This is a genomic window from Janthinobacterium sp. P210006 (genome assembly GCF_036231885.1).
GTDB classification, from domain to species: Bacteria; Pseudomonadota; Gammaproteobacteria; order Burkholderiales; family Burkholderiaceae_D; genus Janthinobacterium; species Janthinobacterium violaceinigrum.
This window is the reverse complement of the sequence record NZ_JAZARD010000003.1, coordinates 172,130-185,975: the sequence shown is the minus strand read 5'-3', so window position 1 is coordinate 185,975 and position 13,846 is coordinate 172,130. Positions and strand designations below refer to the sequence as shown.

The 13,846-nt window shown below is 62.6% G+C and carries 14 protein-coding genes; all 14 read left to right on the top strand.

The window, feature by feature from the left end:
* The first annotated feature begins 101 nt into the window (after nt 1-101).
* The 14 genes from pyrH (at nt 102) to VPH41_RS14770 (ending at nt 13,835) form a co-directional block, all read left to right on the top strand.
* A complete protein-coding gene (gene pyrH, locus VPH41_RS14835) occupies nt 102-818 on the top strand; it encodes a UMP kinase (RefSeq protein WP_092715775.1) in 717 nt (238 codons plus the stop codon).
* Between the two features lie 183 nt (nt 819-1,001).
* Complete coding sequence (frr, locus tag VPH41_RS14830) at nt 1,002-1,562, top strand: ribosome recycling factor (protein WP_092802600.1); 561 nt, start codon at nt 1,002-1,004, stop codon at nt 1,560-1,562.
* 99 nt (nt 1,563-1,661) lie between these two features.
* Nucleotides 1,662-2,429 carry a polyprenyl diphosphate synthase gene (gene uppS / locus VPH41_RS14825; protein WP_152255329.1) on the top strand — a complete coding sequence of 256 codons (768 nt, stop codon included), beginning with the start codon at nt 1,662-1,664 and terminating at the stop codon, nt 2,427-2,429.
* Nucleotides 2,429-3,262 carry a phosphatidate cytidylyltransferase gene (locus tag VPH41_RS14820; RefSeq protein WP_328570617.1) on the top strand — a complete coding sequence of 278 codons (834 nt, stop codon included), beginning with the start codon at nt 2,429-2,431 and terminating at the stop codon, nt 3,260-3,262. Before uppS ends, VPH41_RS14820 begins: the two co-directional genes overlap by 1 nt.
* Nucleotides 3,263-3,270: 8 nt before the next feature.
* Nucleotides 3,271-4,455 carry a 1-deoxy-D-xylulose-5-phosphate reductoisomerase gene (gene ispC, locus VPH41_RS14815; protein ID WP_152283263.1) on the top strand — a complete coding sequence of 395 codons (1,185 nt, stop codon included), beginning with the start codon at nt 3,271-3,273 and terminating at the stop codon, nt 4,453-4,455.
* Nucleotides 4,452-5,813 carry an RIP metalloprotease RseP gene (rseP, locus tag VPH41_RS14810; RefSeq protein ID WP_328570616.1) on the top strand — a complete coding sequence of 454 codons (1,362 nt, stop codon included), beginning with the start codon at nt 4,452-4,454 and terminating at the stop codon, nt 5,811-5,813. Before ispC ends, rseP begins: the two co-directional genes overlap by 4 nt.
* An 83-nt stretch (nt 5,814-5,896) precedes the next feature.
* Entirely contained in the window at nt 5,897-8,233 is a 2,337-nt protein-coding gene (gene bamA, locus VPH41_RS14805; RefSeq protein ID WP_152283265.1) for an outer membrane protein assembly factor BamA, read from the top strand.
* 51 nt (nt 8,234-8,284) lie between these two features.
* The gene (locus tag VPH41_RS14800; RefSeq protein WP_071324020.1) at nt 8,285-8,803 is read left to right on the top strand and encodes an OmpH family outer membrane protein; all 519 of its coding nucleotides are present in this window, start codon (nt 8,285-8,287) and stop codon (nt 8,801-8,803) included.
* A gap of 70 nt (nt 8,804-8,873) precedes the next feature.
* Nucleotides 8,874-9,929, top strand: coding sequence for a UDP-3-O-(3-hydroxymyristoyl)glucosamine N-acyltransferase (gene lpxD, locus VPH41_RS14795; RefSeq protein WP_328570615.1), 1,056 nt, complete (start codon nt 8,874-8,876; stop codon nt 9,927-9,929).
* The gene (fabZ, locus tag VPH41_RS14790; protein ID WP_071077748.1) at nt 9,926-10,420 is read left to right on the top strand and encodes a 3-hydroxyacyl-ACP dehydratase FabZ; all 495 of its coding nucleotides are present in this window, start codon (nt 9,926-9,928) and stop codon (nt 10,418-10,420) included. The genes lpxD and fabZ overlap by 4 nt, the downstream gene beginning before the upstream one ends.
* Nucleotides 10,420-11,211 (top strand): acyl-ACP--UDP-N-acetylglucosamine O-acyltransferase, encoded by a 792-nt coding sequence (gene lpxA, locus VPH41_RS14785; RefSeq protein WP_328570614.1) that lies wholly within the window; start codon nt 10,420-10,422, stop codon nt 11,209-11,211. The genes fabZ and lpxA overlap by 1 nt, the downstream gene beginning before the upstream one ends.
* On the top strand, nt 11,195-12,370 hold the full coding sequence (gene lpxB, locus VPH41_RS14780; protein WP_328570613.1) for a lipid-A-disaccharide synthase: 1,176 nt from the start codon (nt 11,195-11,197) through the stop codon (nt 12,368-12,370). Before lpxA ends, lpxB begins: the two co-directional genes overlap by 17 nt.
* A 44-nt stretch (nt 12,371-12,414) precedes the next feature.
* The gene (gene rnhB, locus VPH41_RS14775) at nt 12,415-13,053 is read left to right on the top strand and encodes a ribonuclease HII (RefSeq protein ID WP_328570612.1); all 639 of its coding nucleotides are present in this window, start codon (nt 12,415-12,417) and stop codon (nt 13,051-13,053) included.
* Entirely contained in the window at nt 13,050-13,835 is a 786-nt protein-coding gene (locus VPH41_RS14770) for a TrmH family RNA methyltransferase (RefSeq protein ID WP_328570611.1), read from the top strand. Before rnhB ends, VPH41_RS14770 begins: the two co-directional genes overlap by 4 nt.
* Nucleotides 13,836-13,846 lie beyond the last annotated feature (11 nt).

Sequence of the window (13,846 nt, the reverse complement as noted above, 5' to 3'; positions counted from 1 at the left end):
CGTGCCGGGCGGCGGCATGGGCAGCCCCGCGCGCCTATCCGGCGCTGCAAGGCGCTGCGCCATGTCATACTCGAATAACCTCATTTATGGAGCCCCAGCTCATGTCAAAACCAGCCTACAAGCGCGTCCTCCTCAAGTTGTCCGGCGAAGCCCTGATGGGCGATGATCCCTACGGCATCAACCGCGCCACGATCGAGCGCATGGTGGCCGATGTGGCCGAGGTGGCGAAGTTGGGTGTGGAACTGGCAATCGTGATTGGCGGCGGCAATATCTTCCGCGGCGTCGCGCCTGGCGCGCAAGGCATGGACCGTGCCACCGCCGACTACATGGGCATGCTTGCCACCGTGATGAACGCACTGGCCCTGGCCGATGCCATGCGCCACGTGGGCATCACCGCGCGCGTCATGTCGGCCATCGGCATCGAACAAGTCGTCGAGCCGTACGTCCGCCCGAAAGCCCTGCAATACCTGGAAGAAGGTAAGGTTGTGGTCTTCGCCGCCGGCACGGGCAACCCGTTCTTTACCACCGACACGGCAGCTGCCCTGCGCGGTTCCGAGATCAGCGCCGAGATCGTCCTGAAGGCCACTAAGGTCGACGGCGTCTACACGGCCGATCCGAAGAAGGATCCGAACGCCACCCTGTTCAACACGATTACGTTCGACGACGCCATCGCCAAGCACCTGCAAGTGATGGATGCCACCGCATTCGCCCTGTGCCGCGACCAGAAGCTGCCGATCAAGGTGTTTTCGATCACCAAGCCAGGCGCGCTGATGCGCGTCATCATGGGCGAGGATGAAGGCACGCTGGTCCACGTATAGAAATAAGGAGCACCGAGAACCGTCCATGGTTGCGTTGCGGCGCCTGATCCACGTTATGTACTATTCGTAGCGTCTTCGGTTCTGCGCCTTGCCCTGAACGGTTTCGGCACTCCCGACTGCGCGGGTTTGTTTGCTGAATCCGGCAAAGTAGAATATTCATTGTTATCAAGATTGGAGAGCAGCATGTCCTTAGCTGACGTTAAAAAGAACGCCCAGGAACGTATGACGAAATCGCTGGAAACACTGCGGGCCGACCTGGCCAAAGTGCGTACCGGCCGCGCCCATACGGGTATCCTGGACCACGTGATGGTCGACTACTACGGTTCGCCGACGGCGCTGACCCAGGTGGCCAACGTGACCCTGATCGATGCACGCACCATCGGTGTGCAGCCATACGAAAAGAAAATGGCTTCGACCGTCGAAAAAGCCATCCGCGACGCGGACCTGGGCTTGAACCCGTCGGCACAGGGTGACCTGATCCGCGTTCCGACGCCGCCGCTGACGGAAGAGCGCCGCAAGGAAATGGTCAAGCTGGTCAAGAGCGAAGCGGAAGACGCGAAGATTGCCGTGCGTAACATTCGCCGCGATGCAAACGAGTCGCTGAAGAAACTGGTCAAGGAAAAAGCCTGCTCCGAGGATGATGAGCGCCGCTCGTCGGAAGAAGTGCAGAAACTGACGGACAAGTTTATCGCCGACATCGACAAGATGGTGGTCGACAAAGAAAAAGAAGTGCTGACGGTCTAGTTTTCAGTTCTTTTGACGCTGCCCGGGAAAGCATGGCTTTTCCGGGCAGTGCTATTTGGCGCATAATAGTTATCTTTTATTTTTGGTATTCGTGTTTTCATGATCTATTCGAGTTCGACAACGGCAGTACCCGAGGTGGGCACGGTGCCGCGCCATGTGGCAATCATTATGGATGGCAATGGCCGCTGGGCAACCAAACGCTTCCTGCCCCGCGTGGCTGGCCACGTCAAGGGCGCCGACGCCGTGCGCGGCGTCGTCGAGACCTGTCTCGAGCGGGGCGTCGAGTATCTGACCCTGTTTGCCTTCAGCTCGGAAAACTGGCGACGCCCGGAAGAAGAGGTGTCGATGCTGATGCGCCTGTTCGTCACCATGCTGGAACGCGAAGTGGTCAAGATGCATGCCAACGACATCCGCCTGAAAGTCGTGGGCGACCTGTCGCGCTTTAATGAGCAGCTGCAAACGCTGATCGCCAATGCGGAACGCAAGACGGCACGCAATACGCGCCTGACGGTGACCATCTGCGCCAACTATGGCGGCCGATGGGACATCATGCAGGCAGTCAACAAAATGACGGCCGAGGCTGCCGCCAACGGCCAGCCCGCCACGCACGCATACACGGAAGAGCAATTGGCGCCGCACCTGGCCATGGCCTATGCGCCCGAGCCCGACCTGTTCATCCGCACGGGCGGGGAACAGCGCATCTCCAATTTCCTGCTGTGGCAACTGGCGTACACTGAGTTGTTTTTCACCGAAACCTTCTGGCCCGACTTCAATGACGAGTGCCTCGACGCGGCAATCGCGTCTTACCAGCAGCGCGAACGGCGCTTTGGCCGTACCAGCGCGCAACTAACTGAAAAGACAAACTGATGCTGAAAACACGGATAATCACCGCCCTGGTCTTGTTGGCGGTCTTGCTGCCGGTTCTGTATCTGAATTATTTCCCCGCCTTCGCCGTGATCGCCACGGCGTTCTTCGGCGCCGCCGTATGGGAAAGCTTCCGCATTTTCAAAAATCGCCAGGCGCTGCTGATCGCCGCCGTCTGGACTGCTGCCTTCGCTTATACGTTTTTTGTCGGCAACGGCATGGCGCAGCTCAATTTCTGGTTCGCCCTGTGCGTGGCCATCTGGCTGATCCGCTTCGTGCCCTCGCTGGCGACGGGCTTGTCGCCCACCGAAGGCCTGGGCAATACCTTGCTCAGCCTGGTCTATCCGGTCACCATCGTCGGCTGCTTCGTCGCCATCATCGCCTTGTTCCTGCATAGCCCGCTGTACCTGCTGTCCGTGATGGCGCTCGTCTGGATCGCCGATATCGGCGCGTATTTCTCGGGCAAGGCTTTCGGCAAGCGCAAGCTGGCGCCAAGTATTTCCCCGGGGAAATCCTGGGAGGGCGCCATCGGCGGCGGCATCGCCGTGCTCGTCATCGCCGCCATCACCATCGTTGCCGCGCCATCGCTGCCGGTCCTGCAAGACACCTTCGCCGTGCAGCTGCAATTGCGCCGCGGATGGCTGGTCGCCTTGCTGGTGCTGCTGCTGATCGTCGCCGCCAGCATCGTCGGCGACCTGTTCGAATCCCAATTGAAGCGCCGCGCCGGCATCAAGGACAGCAGCAACCTGCTGCCTGGCCATGGCGGCGTACTCGACCGTATCGACGCACTGATCCCGGTCTTGCCATTTGCCGCCCTCGTGGCCAGCTGGCTTTAAGGAAACTCATGCAATACATCACCATCCTTGGCGCCACCGGTTCGATCGGCGTGTCTACCCTGGACGTGCTCGCGCGTCATCCCGAGCAATACAGCGTGTATGCGCTGAGCGCGCATACCCGTGTGGCCGAACTGGCCGCCCAGTGCCTGCAGTTCCGTCCCCAGCGCGCCGTCGTCGCCACGGCTGACGCGGCCCTTGAACTGACGCGCTTGCTGCGCGGGCAGGGCGTCGATACGCAAGTCGAGTATGGCGAGGCGGCCCTGTGCGCCATTGCCAGCGCGCCGCAGGTGACGGGCGTGATGGCGGCCATCGTCGGTGCGGCCGGCCTGGCGCCCACCTTGGCGGCGGCACGTGCCGGAAAGAAAGTATTACTGGCCAATAAGGAAGCACTGGTCATGTCGGGCCAGCTGTTCATCGACGCCGTGCACGACAACGGCGCCGTGCTGCTGCCCATCGACAGCGAGCACAACGCAATCTTCCAATGCATGCCGCACGCCCATGGCCGCGCGCCAGGCGCCGCCGGCGTGGCAAAGATCGTGCTGACGGCGTCCGGCGGCCCCTTCCTCACGCGCGACGTCGAGACGCTGGACAAGGTCACGCCGGACCAGGCCTGCAAGCACCCGACCTGGGCCATGGGACGCAAGATTTCCGTCGATTCGGCCACCATGATGAACAAGGGCCTGGAAGTGATCGAGGCCCACTGGCTGTTCGGCGCCCCGGCCGAGCAGATCGAGGTGCTGATCCATCCGCAAAGCGTGATCCATTCGATGGTGTCGTACATCGACGGTTCTGTGCTGGCCCAGCTGGGCAATCCCGACATGCGCACGCCCATCGCCCATGCGCTCGCGTATCCGCAGCGTATCGCTTCCGGCGTGGCGCAGCTGGACCTGGCCCAGGTGGCCACCTTGCAGTTCGAACGTCCCGATTTCCGCCGTTTCCCCTGCCTGGCGCTGGCGTTCGACGCCTTGCGCGCAGGCGGCACGGCGCCGGCCCTGCTCAACGCGGCCAATGAAGTGGCCGTGCAAGCCTTCCTCGACGAACAGATCGGCTTCCGCCAGATCGACCGCGTCATCGCGCATGTGATCGAGACGGTGCCGCATGGCGCCGCCTCCAGCATCGAGGCCGTGATGGAGCAGGACCGCCTGGCCCGCGCTGCCGCCCACGCGTATATCGCCCAAAGGCTGGCTGCATGACGCTCATCACTACCTTGCTGGCCTTTATCGTCGCGCTCGGTTCACTGATCACCTTGCACGAGCTGGGCCACTATCTGGTGGCGCGCTGGTGCGGCGTGAAGGTGCTGCGTTTTTCGATCGGCATGGGAAAAGTGGTGTATTCGCGCAAGTTTGGCAAGGACCAGACGGAATGGGCGATTTCCGCGCTGCCGCTGGGCGGCTATGTCAGCATGCTCGACAGCCGCGCACAAGACCTCAGCGACTTGCCGGAAAGCGAATTGCGCCGCGAATTCACGCGCCAGAGCGTGTGGCGCCGCATCGCCATCGTGGCGGCCGGCCCGCTGGCCAATTTCCTCGTCGCCATCGTGCTGTACGCTGGCCTGTTCATGCATGGCATCGAAGAGCCGTCGAGCAAGCTGGGCCCCGTGGCCGAGCAGACGGCTGCCTATACGGCAGGCTTGCGCAGCGGCGATACGGTCGAGGCGGTGAATGGCAAGGCCGTGGCCAGCTGGTCCGAGCTGCGCTGGGAACTGATCCAGGCCGCCCTCGACAAGCAGCCGGCGCGCATCGAAGTGCGCCGTCCCGACCGGGGCCAGCAGGAAGCGACCTTGCCGACGGCGAGCCTGACGGAAACGGACCTGGAAGGCGACGTGCTGGGCAAGCTGGGCCTGACCCTGGCCCGTTCGGCGCCCACCCTGATGGAAATCATGCCAGGCGGCGCTGCCGCGCGCGCCGGCCTGCAGAAGGGCGACGAGCTGCTGGCCATCGACGAGCAGCCCGTGCACGACGTGGCGGCCGTCATCGCCACCCTGAGCCAGGCGCCGGGCCGGACCTTGCAATTGCAGCTCTTGCGCCAGGGCCAAGACCTGACCTTGGCCATCACGCCGGACGCCGTGCCGGGCACAGGAGCAGAGGGAGCTGTAACAGTTGGTAAGATCCAGGCAAAGCTGGGACAGGTGCCGGATATGATCACCGTGGCCTCCGGACCGTTTTCTGCCGTGGGCAAGGCGTCCGCCAAGGTCTGGGATACCAGTGTCATGAGCCTGAAAATGCTGGGTAAAATGATCACCGGCCAGGTCTCGCTGAAGAATGTGACGGGTCCCATTACCATCGCCGATTACGCGGGCCAGACGGCGCGCATCGGCCTGGTGAGCTACCTGAGCTTCATCGCCTTCATCAGTATCAGTCTGGGCGTGATGAATTTGCTACCCATTCCTGTTCTGGATGGCGGGCATTTGCTGTATTATTCGCTGGAAGTTTTGACCGGACGCCCCTTGCCGGAGCGCGTAGGCGAGATTGCCCAGCGCCTGGGGATCGGTTTGTTGCTGACCTTGATGGTGCTTGCCGTCTTTAATGACGTGTTGCGATTGCTGAATTAGGGCCGTGGTTGATGCCATTGCGTGAGTCGCACAAGCAATCTTTTGTGTATGTTGTCCATTGATTTACCCATTGAATAACCCCAATGAAATTACATTCTGCTCGTTTTGCCTTGCCTTCCTTTCGTCGCAGCCTGATCGGCGCTGCCGTCATGGCCTTCTGTGCCGGCCACGCGCTGGCCGTCCAGCCATTCACTGTCAAGGATATCCGGGTCGAAGGGATCCAGCGTACTGAAGCGGGCACTGTTTTCAGCTACCTGCCGGTGCGCGTGGGCGAGACGTTCTCCGACGAGAAGAGTGTCGCCGCCATCAAAGCCCTGTATGCGACGGGTTTTTTCAAGGATGTGCGCCTGGAAGTCGACGGCGACGTGCTGGTGGTGCTGGTCGAGGAACGCCCGGCCATCGCTTCCGTGGAATTTACCGGCACCAAGGAATTTGAAAAGGACGTGCTGGTCAAGGCGCTGAAGGAAATCGGCGTCGGTGAAGCCAAGATCTTCGACAAGGCGTCCGTCGACCGCGCGGAACAGGAGCTCAAGCGCCAGTACCTGTCGCATGGCCTGTACGGCGTGAAGATCACCACCACCGTCACGCCGATCGAGCGCAACCGCGTCAACGTGGTGTTTGCCGTCGACGAGGGCGACGTGGCCCGCATCAAGCAGATCAACATCGTCGGCAACAAGGCCTTCAGCGACAAGGAATTGCGCGAACAGCTGGCCCTGAACACGGGCGGCTGGTTCAGCTGGTACACCAAGGCCGATCAGTATTCGAAGACCAAGCTGACGGGCGACATCGAGTCGCTCAAGTCCTACTACCTGGACCGCGGCTATATCGAGATGCAGGTCGACTCGACGCAAGTGTCGATCACGCCCGATAAAAAAGATATCTACCTGACCATCAATATCACCGAAGGCGAGAAGTACAAGATCGCCGGCACCAAGTTCGAAGGCGAGATGTTCGGCCGCGAAGAGGAGCTGAAAGCCCTGAACCTGATGCGCGAAGGCGAGATCTATTCGGGCGCGCGCCTGACGGCCACGAACAAGCGCATCCAGGACCGCCTGGCCACGTTCGGCTATGCCTTTGCCAACGTCAACGCGAATCCGGAAATCAACCGCGAAAAGCATGAAGTGGGCTTTACCTTCTTCATCGATCCGGGCAAGCGCGTGTATGTGCGCCACATGAATATCGCCGGCAACACCACCACGCGCGATGAAGTCATCCGCCGCGAATTCCGCCAGTTCGAATCGTCCTGGTATGACAGCAACAAGATCAAGCTGTCGCGCGACCGCGTCGACCGCCTGGGCTACTTCAAGGACGTGACCATCGACACGCCGGAAGCGCAGGGCACGACCGACCAGGTCGACGTCAACGTGACGGTGGTGGAAAAGCCGACGGGTAACTTCCTGATCGGCGGCGCGTTCTCGCAGTCGGAGAAGTTCACCTTGTCGGCATCGATTTCGCAGGCCAACTTCGCCGGTAGCGGCAACACGGTGGGCATCGAACTCAATACCAGCCATTACAGCCGTACGATTGCGTTTTCGCAAACCAATCCGTACTATACGGACGATGGCATTTCGCGCAGTTTCGAAGTCTACCTGCGTACGACGGAACCGCCGGCGCTGAACATCGGCAGCTACAAGATCAAGCAAACGGGTGGCCGCGTCAGCTTCGGCGTGCCGTTCTCGGAAGTCGACACCGTCTTCTTCGGCATCGGCGCCGAGCGTTCGCGCATCGAAACGGACATCACCAGCCCGATCCGCTTCAAGCAGTACGTGATCGACAATGGCGGCCCGTCGGACGGTATCGGTTCGGCTACCACGAATTCCATCCCGCTGACGGCGGCATGGCAGCGCGACAGCCGCGACAGCGCCCTGACGCCATCGATCGGCCGCTACCAGCGCGTCAATCTGGAGGCTGACCTGATCGGCGACCAGAAATACTTCCGTGCCATCTATGAGCACCAGTATTTCCGTCCGCTGTTCAGCAAGGTCACCCTGGCGCTGAAGGGCGAGATCGATTACGGCCACGGTATCGGCAATCACGTGTACCCCGTCTTCAAGAACTTCTACGGCGGCGGTATCGGTTCGGTCCGCGGCTACCTGAGTTCTTCGCTGGGCGCGGTCGAACCGAGCACCAACGATGCACTGGGCGGCGCGTCGCGCCTGATCGGCAACGCGGAACTGCAGATGCCATTCCCCGGTTCGGGCAATGACCGCAGCCTGCGCTGGTTCGGTTTCCTTGACGGCGGCCAGGTCTACCAGGAAGGCGAAAAAATGCGGATCTCGCAATTGCGCTATTCTGCTGGCTTGGGCATCAGCTGGATTTCGCCGGTGGGCCCGCTCAAGCTGAGCTATGCCAAGCCGCTGAACGCCAAGCCGACGGACCGCCTGGAGCGCTTCCAGTTCCAGATGGGTACCGGTTTCTAACCGGCCATCTGAACGGGGGCGACAGCTTTTACTTTTTGACCATGGAGTATCATGAACACCGCATCCGCTACCCTGCCCAAGTCCCTTGCCGTGATCGCATTGTGCTGGAGTTCGCTGTTGCCGGTGCAGGCGCAGGCTCAGGAGTCGAAGATCGCCTGGATCAGCAGCGAACGTATTTATAACGAATCAAGGCTGGCCAAGCTGGCCAGCGCCAAGCTGGCCGAAGAGTTCCGCTCGCGCGAAAAGGCCGTGCAGGAACTGGCGGCCCGCTTCAAGGTCGCCAACGAAGCGCTGGAAAAGGATATGCCGACCCTGAGCGAGGCGGAGCGCGCCAAGCGCCAGCGCGAGTTTTTCGAGCTGGACAAGGAGCTGCAACGCCGCCAGCGCGAGTTCCGCGAAGACCTGAGCCAGCGCACGAACGAAGAGCGCAGCGCCATCGCGGAAAAAGCCAACACCATCATCCAGCAGATGGCGCATATCGAAGGCTATGACATCGTGCTGCAGGAAGCCCTGTGGGCCAGCCCGCGCATCGACATTACCGACAAGGTCTTGAAGGCGCTGGACAAGTAATCGACACGGTTTGAAGCCTGCCAGTGCATGCGCTGCGTGCACTGGCAGGCGTATTTATAAAGGTAATCAGATGGGCACTCGACTAGGAGACTTGGTCGAACGCTTCGGTGGGCAATTGGCGGGAGATCCCAACCTGGAAGTGACAGGGATCGCACCGCTGGCCGACGCCGGCGCTTCGCACATCAGCTTTCTCAGCAATAGTAAATTCCGCGCACAGGCCGCCCAGAGCGGCGCCGCCGCGCTGATCCTCACGCCGGCCGACGACGCGCTGATCGGCGCCGAGTACGCGGGCGCGCGCATCGTCACACCGAATCCCTATGTCTATTTCGCGCGCGCGGCGCAGTATTTCGCCGCCCTGCACGAGATCAAGGCCCCGGCCGGCATCCATCCGAGCGCCTTTGTGGACGCCAGCGCGCAAGTCGATGCCAGCGCCTCCATCGGCGTGCACGCGGTGATCGAAGCGGGCGCCGTGATTGGCGCCGGCTGCGTCATCGGCCCTGGCTGCGTGGTGGGCCGCGATGCCGTCATCGGCGCGGGCACGCAACTGCTGGCCAACGTGACGTTCCATGCGCGCTGCGTGATCGGCCAGCGCGGCATCATCCATTCGGGCGCCGTGATCGGCACCGACGGATTCGGCTTCGCCAACGAGGGCGGCGTGTACATCAAGATCCCGCAGACGGGCAGGGTGGTGATCGGTGACGATGTCGACATCGGCGCCAACACCACCATCGACCGCGGCGCACTGGCCGACACCATCATCGAAGACGGCGTCAAGCTCGATAACCAGATCCAGATCGGCCACAACTGCCATATCGGCGCGCACACGGCCATGGCCGGCTGCGTCGGCGTGGCCGGCAGCGCCATCATCGGCAAGTACTGCACCTTTGGCGGCGCCGCCATGGTGCTGGGCCATTTGACGATCGCCGACCGCGTCCACGTGGGCTCGGGCAGCATGGTCTCGCGCTCGATCGCGGAACCGGGCCAGTACACGGGTTTTTATCCGCTGGCCAAGAACGCCGACTGGGAAAAGAGCGCCGCCATCGTGCGCAACCTGTCAAGCATGCGCGAGAAGATCCGCACGCTTGAAAAAACAATTAAAACACTGACCACGCAAGACGAAAAATGACTACTGAAAAAAAGACCCTCGACATCCTGGCCATCAAATCGCTGCTGCCGCACCGCTATCCGCTGCTGCTGGTTGATCGCGTACTGGACTGGGAAGCGAACAAGACCATCACCGCCATCAAGAACGTGACGGTGAACGAAGAGTTCTTCCAGGGGCACTTCCCGCACAAGCCGGTCATGCCGGGCGTGCTGATGATCGAAGCGCTGGCGCAGACGGCGGCCTTGCTGTCGTTCCTGTCGATGGGCGTGAAACCGGACGAGAATTCGGTGGTGTACTTCGTCGGCATCGACAATGCGCGCTTCAAGCGTCCTGTCGAACCGGGCGACCAGCTGAAGATGGACGTGGAAATCCTGCGCGTCTCGCGCGGCATCTGGAAATACAAGGCAGTCGGTTCCGTCGACGGCAAAGTGGCGCTGGAAGCGGAACTGATGTGCACCATCCGCAGCGCGCAGGATGCGAGCCAGTCTGCGAGCCAGCCAGCGGGGCAGTAATGGCGGCCATCCACTCCACGGCAGTCATCGATCCGAAGGCCGAGCTCGACAGCTCGGTCGAGGTGGGTCCGTACACCATCATCGGTCCGCACGTGCGCATCGGCGCCGGTACCAGGGTCGGCCCGCACGTGGTCATCGACGGCCATACGACGATCGGCAGCGACAACCACCTGTTCCAGTTTTCCTCCATCGGCGCGCAGCCGCAGGATAAGAAATGGGCGGGCGAGGCGACGCGCCTGGAAATCGGCGACCGCAATACCATCCGCGAATTCTGCACCTTCAACACGGGAACCGTGCAGGGTGGCGGCGTCACGCGCCTGGGCAATGACAACTGGATTTCGGCGTATGTGCACCTGGCGCACGACTGCCTGGTGGGCAACAACACGATTTTCTCGAACAATGCCCAGCTGGCGGGCCACGTGGAAATCGGCGACTGGGTCATCATGAGCGGTTTCGCCAATGTGCACCAGTTCTGCAAGATCGGCGCACACGCCTTTGTCGGCATGAGCACCAGCCTGACGCAGGACGTGCCGCCGTTCGTGCTGTTGAACGGCAATCCGGCGCAAGCGCATGGCGTGAATATCGAAGGCCTGAAGCGCCGCGGCTTTACGCGCGAACAGATCAACGGCATCCGCGCCGCGTACAAAATCATCTATCGTTCCGGCCTGACCCTGGAAGAATCCAAGGCAGCCCTGTTCGAAGAAGAAGCGGCGTCGTCGCCCGACGTGGCGGAACACATTCGCTCCATGCGCGAATTCCTTGGCGTGGCGTCGCGTGGCATCGTCCGCTGACCAGGCCAGCGGCCTGTCGGTCGCCATCGTCGCCGGCGAGGTGTCGGGCGACCTGCTGGCCAGCCGGCTGCTGTCCGGCCTCGTGCCGCAGCTGCCCGGCGCACGCTTCCACGGCATCGGCGGCGAGCACATGGCCAAACAGGGATTTGTTTCCGACTGGCCGCTGGACAAGCTGACGGTACGGGGCCTGTTCGAGATCATTCCCCGCTACCGCGAAATCAAGGGCATCCAGAACGCGCTGCGCGACCAGCTGCTGGCCGAGCGGCCCGCCGTCTTCATCGGCGCCGACTACCCGGGCTTCAACCTGGGTCTGGAGCAGCAGCTGAAGCAAGGCGGCATCCCCACCGTGCATTACATCGGGCCGCAGATCTGGGCCTGGCGCGGCGGACGCATCAAGAAAATCATCAAGGCCGTTTCGCACATGCTGGTGATCTTCCCGTTCGAGGAAGAGATCTACCGCAAGGCGGGCGTGCCCGTCACCTATGTGGGCCATCCGCTGGCCGAAATGATACCCCTGCAGCCCGACGAGGCGGCCGCGCGCCGCACCCTGGGCTTGCCGGAAGACGCCAATGTGGTGACCCTGATGCCGGGCAGCCGCATGGGCGAACTCAAATACAATGCGGTGGCATTCGTGGCTGCCTGCAAGCTGCTGCTGGCGCGCGACCGCTCCCTGCGTTTCGTCGCGCCCATGGCCGGCGAGAAGCAGCGCCAGTACTTCCTGCAGCTGGTCCGCGAAGCGGGCCTGCAGGACGTCGAGATATTGCTGACCGATGGCGGCTCGCACACGGCCATCTGCGCCGCCGATGCGGTGCTGGTGGCGTCGGGCACGGCGTCGCTGGAAGTGGCGCTGTACAAGAAGCCCATGGTCATCGCCTACAAGATGATGCGCGCCTCGTGGGAAATCATGCGCCACATGGGCTACCAGCCGTGGATAGGCTTGCCGAATATCCTGGCGCGCGACTACCTGGTGCCCGAGCTGCTGCAGAATGCGGCCAGCCCCGAAGCGCTGGCCGAGGCCATGTGGCAGCAGCTGAGCGACGTGCCCGGGCGCCTGCGCCTGGTGCAGCGCTTCACTGACATGCATCACAGCCTGCTGCGCGACAGTGCGCGCGAGAGCGCCAACGCGGTCATGCAGGTCATCGCTGCCAACCGCAAGTAACTCCCGATCACCGCTTCAACCGCCGTACCAACCAAAGACTCAACGTGAAAAATATCTATCCCGGCCTGTTTGACGACTTGCCATTCTCGCCCGACGAAATCGTTTGCGGCGTCGACGAGGCAGGGCGCGGCCCGCTGGCCGGCCCCGTCTTCGCCGCCGCCGTGATCCTCGATCCGAACCAGCCCATCGACGGCTTGCGCGATTCGAAAAAGCTCACCGAAGCCAAACGCGACCTGCTGGCGCCGCAGATCAAGGCCAAGGCCCTGGCCTGGGCCATTGCCGAAGCGTCGGAAGAGGAAATCGACCGCCTGAACATCCTGCAGGCATCGATGCTGGCCATGCGCCGCGCCGTCGAAGCCTTGGCGACCGTGCCGACCCTGGCCCTGATCGACGGCAACCGCTGCCCCGTGATGCCGGTACGCGGCATGGCCATCATCGGCGGCGACCACAAGGTCGATGCGATTTCCGCCGCCTCCATCCTGGCCAAGACGGCGCGCGACGCGGCCCTCGTGCACCTGCATGCGGCCTATCCCGAGTACTGCTTCGACCAGCACAAGGGCTATGGCACCAAGCTGCACCTGGAGCGGCTGCACCTGCACGGCGCCTCGCCCGTGCACCGCCGTTCGTTCGCGCCCGTGCGCAACGTCATTGCGCTGTTCGGCGCGCAGGAGGTGGTGGCATGAAGACGATCACTTCGCGCGACAATGCGCAATACAAGGACTTGCTGAAGCTGGCGGGCAGTTCGCAGGCGCGCCGCAAGTCGGGCCGCACCCTGCTCGATGGCGTGCACCTGTGCCAGTCCTACCTGCAGCTGCGCGGCATGCCGGAACAATGCATCGTCAGCGAAAGCGCCTTGCAGAACCCGGAAGTGGCGGACATCGTCGGCCAGCTGGAAAGCCAGCGCGCACATGTGCTGGGCTTGCCCGATGCGCTGTACAACGCGGTCAGCCAGGTGGAACACGGCGTGGGTGTGATGTTCCTCATCGAGACGCCGGAACGGGCCGTCACACAGCCCCTGAGCGTGTCGGCCGTGCTGCTCGATAACCTGCAAGACCCGGGCAACGTGGGGTCCATCCTGCGCAGCGCGGCCGCCGCCGGCATCACGCAGGTGTACTGCAGCGCCGGCACGGCTTTCTGCTGGTCGCCGAAGGTGCTGCGCGCGGCGATGGGCGCGCACTTCGTGCTCGACATCTTTGAAAACGTCGACCTGGCCGCGCTGGTTTCCAGCGCGAAGGTGGCGACCCTGGCCACCAGCGGCTATGCCACGCAGCGCTTGTACGACGTCGACCTGCGCCAGCCCGTGGCCTGGCTGTTCGGCCATGAAGGGCAGGGCGTGGCCGACGACCTGCTGTCGATGGCCACGCACCAGGTGGTCATTCCCCACCTGGGCCAGATCGAATCGCTGAACGTGGCCGCCTGCGCCGCCGTGTGCTTCTTCGAACAGCTGCGCCAGGGCCAGTCCTGATACGTTGAAAG

Excerpts from the sequence above, each read along its gene's own strand:
- pyrH (WP_092715775.1), top strand. The coding sequence starts at position 102 with ATGTCAAAACCAGCCTACAAGCGCGTCCTCCTCAAGTTGTCCGGCGAA.
- frr (WP_092802600.1), top strand. The coding sequence starts at position 1,002 with ATGTCCTTAGCTGACGTTAAAAAGAACGCCCAGGAACGTATGACGAAA.
- uppS (WP_152255329.1), top strand. The coding sequence starts at position 1,662 with ATGATCTATTCGAGTTCGACAACGGCAGTACCCGAGGTGGGCACGGTG.
- VPH41_RS14820 (WP_328570617.1), top strand. The coding sequence starts at position 2,429 with ATGCTGAAAACACGGATAATCACCGCCCTGGTCTTGTTGGCGGTCTTG.
- ispC (WP_152283263.1), top strand. The coding sequence starts at position 3,271 with ATGCAATACATCACCATCCTTGGCGCCACCGGTTCGATCGGCGTGTCT.
- rseP (WP_328570616.1), top strand. The coding sequence starts at position 4,452 with ATGACGCTCATCACTACCTTGCTGGCCTTTATCGTCGCGCTCGGTTCA.
- bamA (WP_152283265.1), top strand. The coding sequence starts at position 5,897 with ATGAAATTACATTCTGCTCGTTTTGCCTTGCCTTCCTTTCGTCGCAGC.
- VPH41_RS14800 (WP_071324020.1), top strand. The coding sequence starts at position 8,285 with ATGAACACCGCATCCGCTACCCTGCCCAAGTCCCTTGCCGTGATCGCA.
- lpxD (WP_328570615.1), top strand. The coding sequence starts at position 8,874 with ATGGGCACTCGACTAGGAGACTTGGTCGAACGCTTCGGTGGGCAATTG.
- fabZ (WP_071077748.1), top strand. The coding sequence starts at position 9,926 with ATGACTACTGAAAAAAAGACCCTCGACATCCTGGCCATCAAATCGCTG.
- lpxA (WP_328570614.1), top strand. The coding sequence starts at position 10,420 with ATGGCGGCCATCCACTCCACGGCAGTCATCGATCCGAAGGCCGAGCTC.
- VPH41_RS14770 (WP_328570611.1), top strand. The coding sequence starts at position 13,050 with ATGAAGACGATCACTTCGCGCGACAATGCGCAATACAAGGACTTGCTG.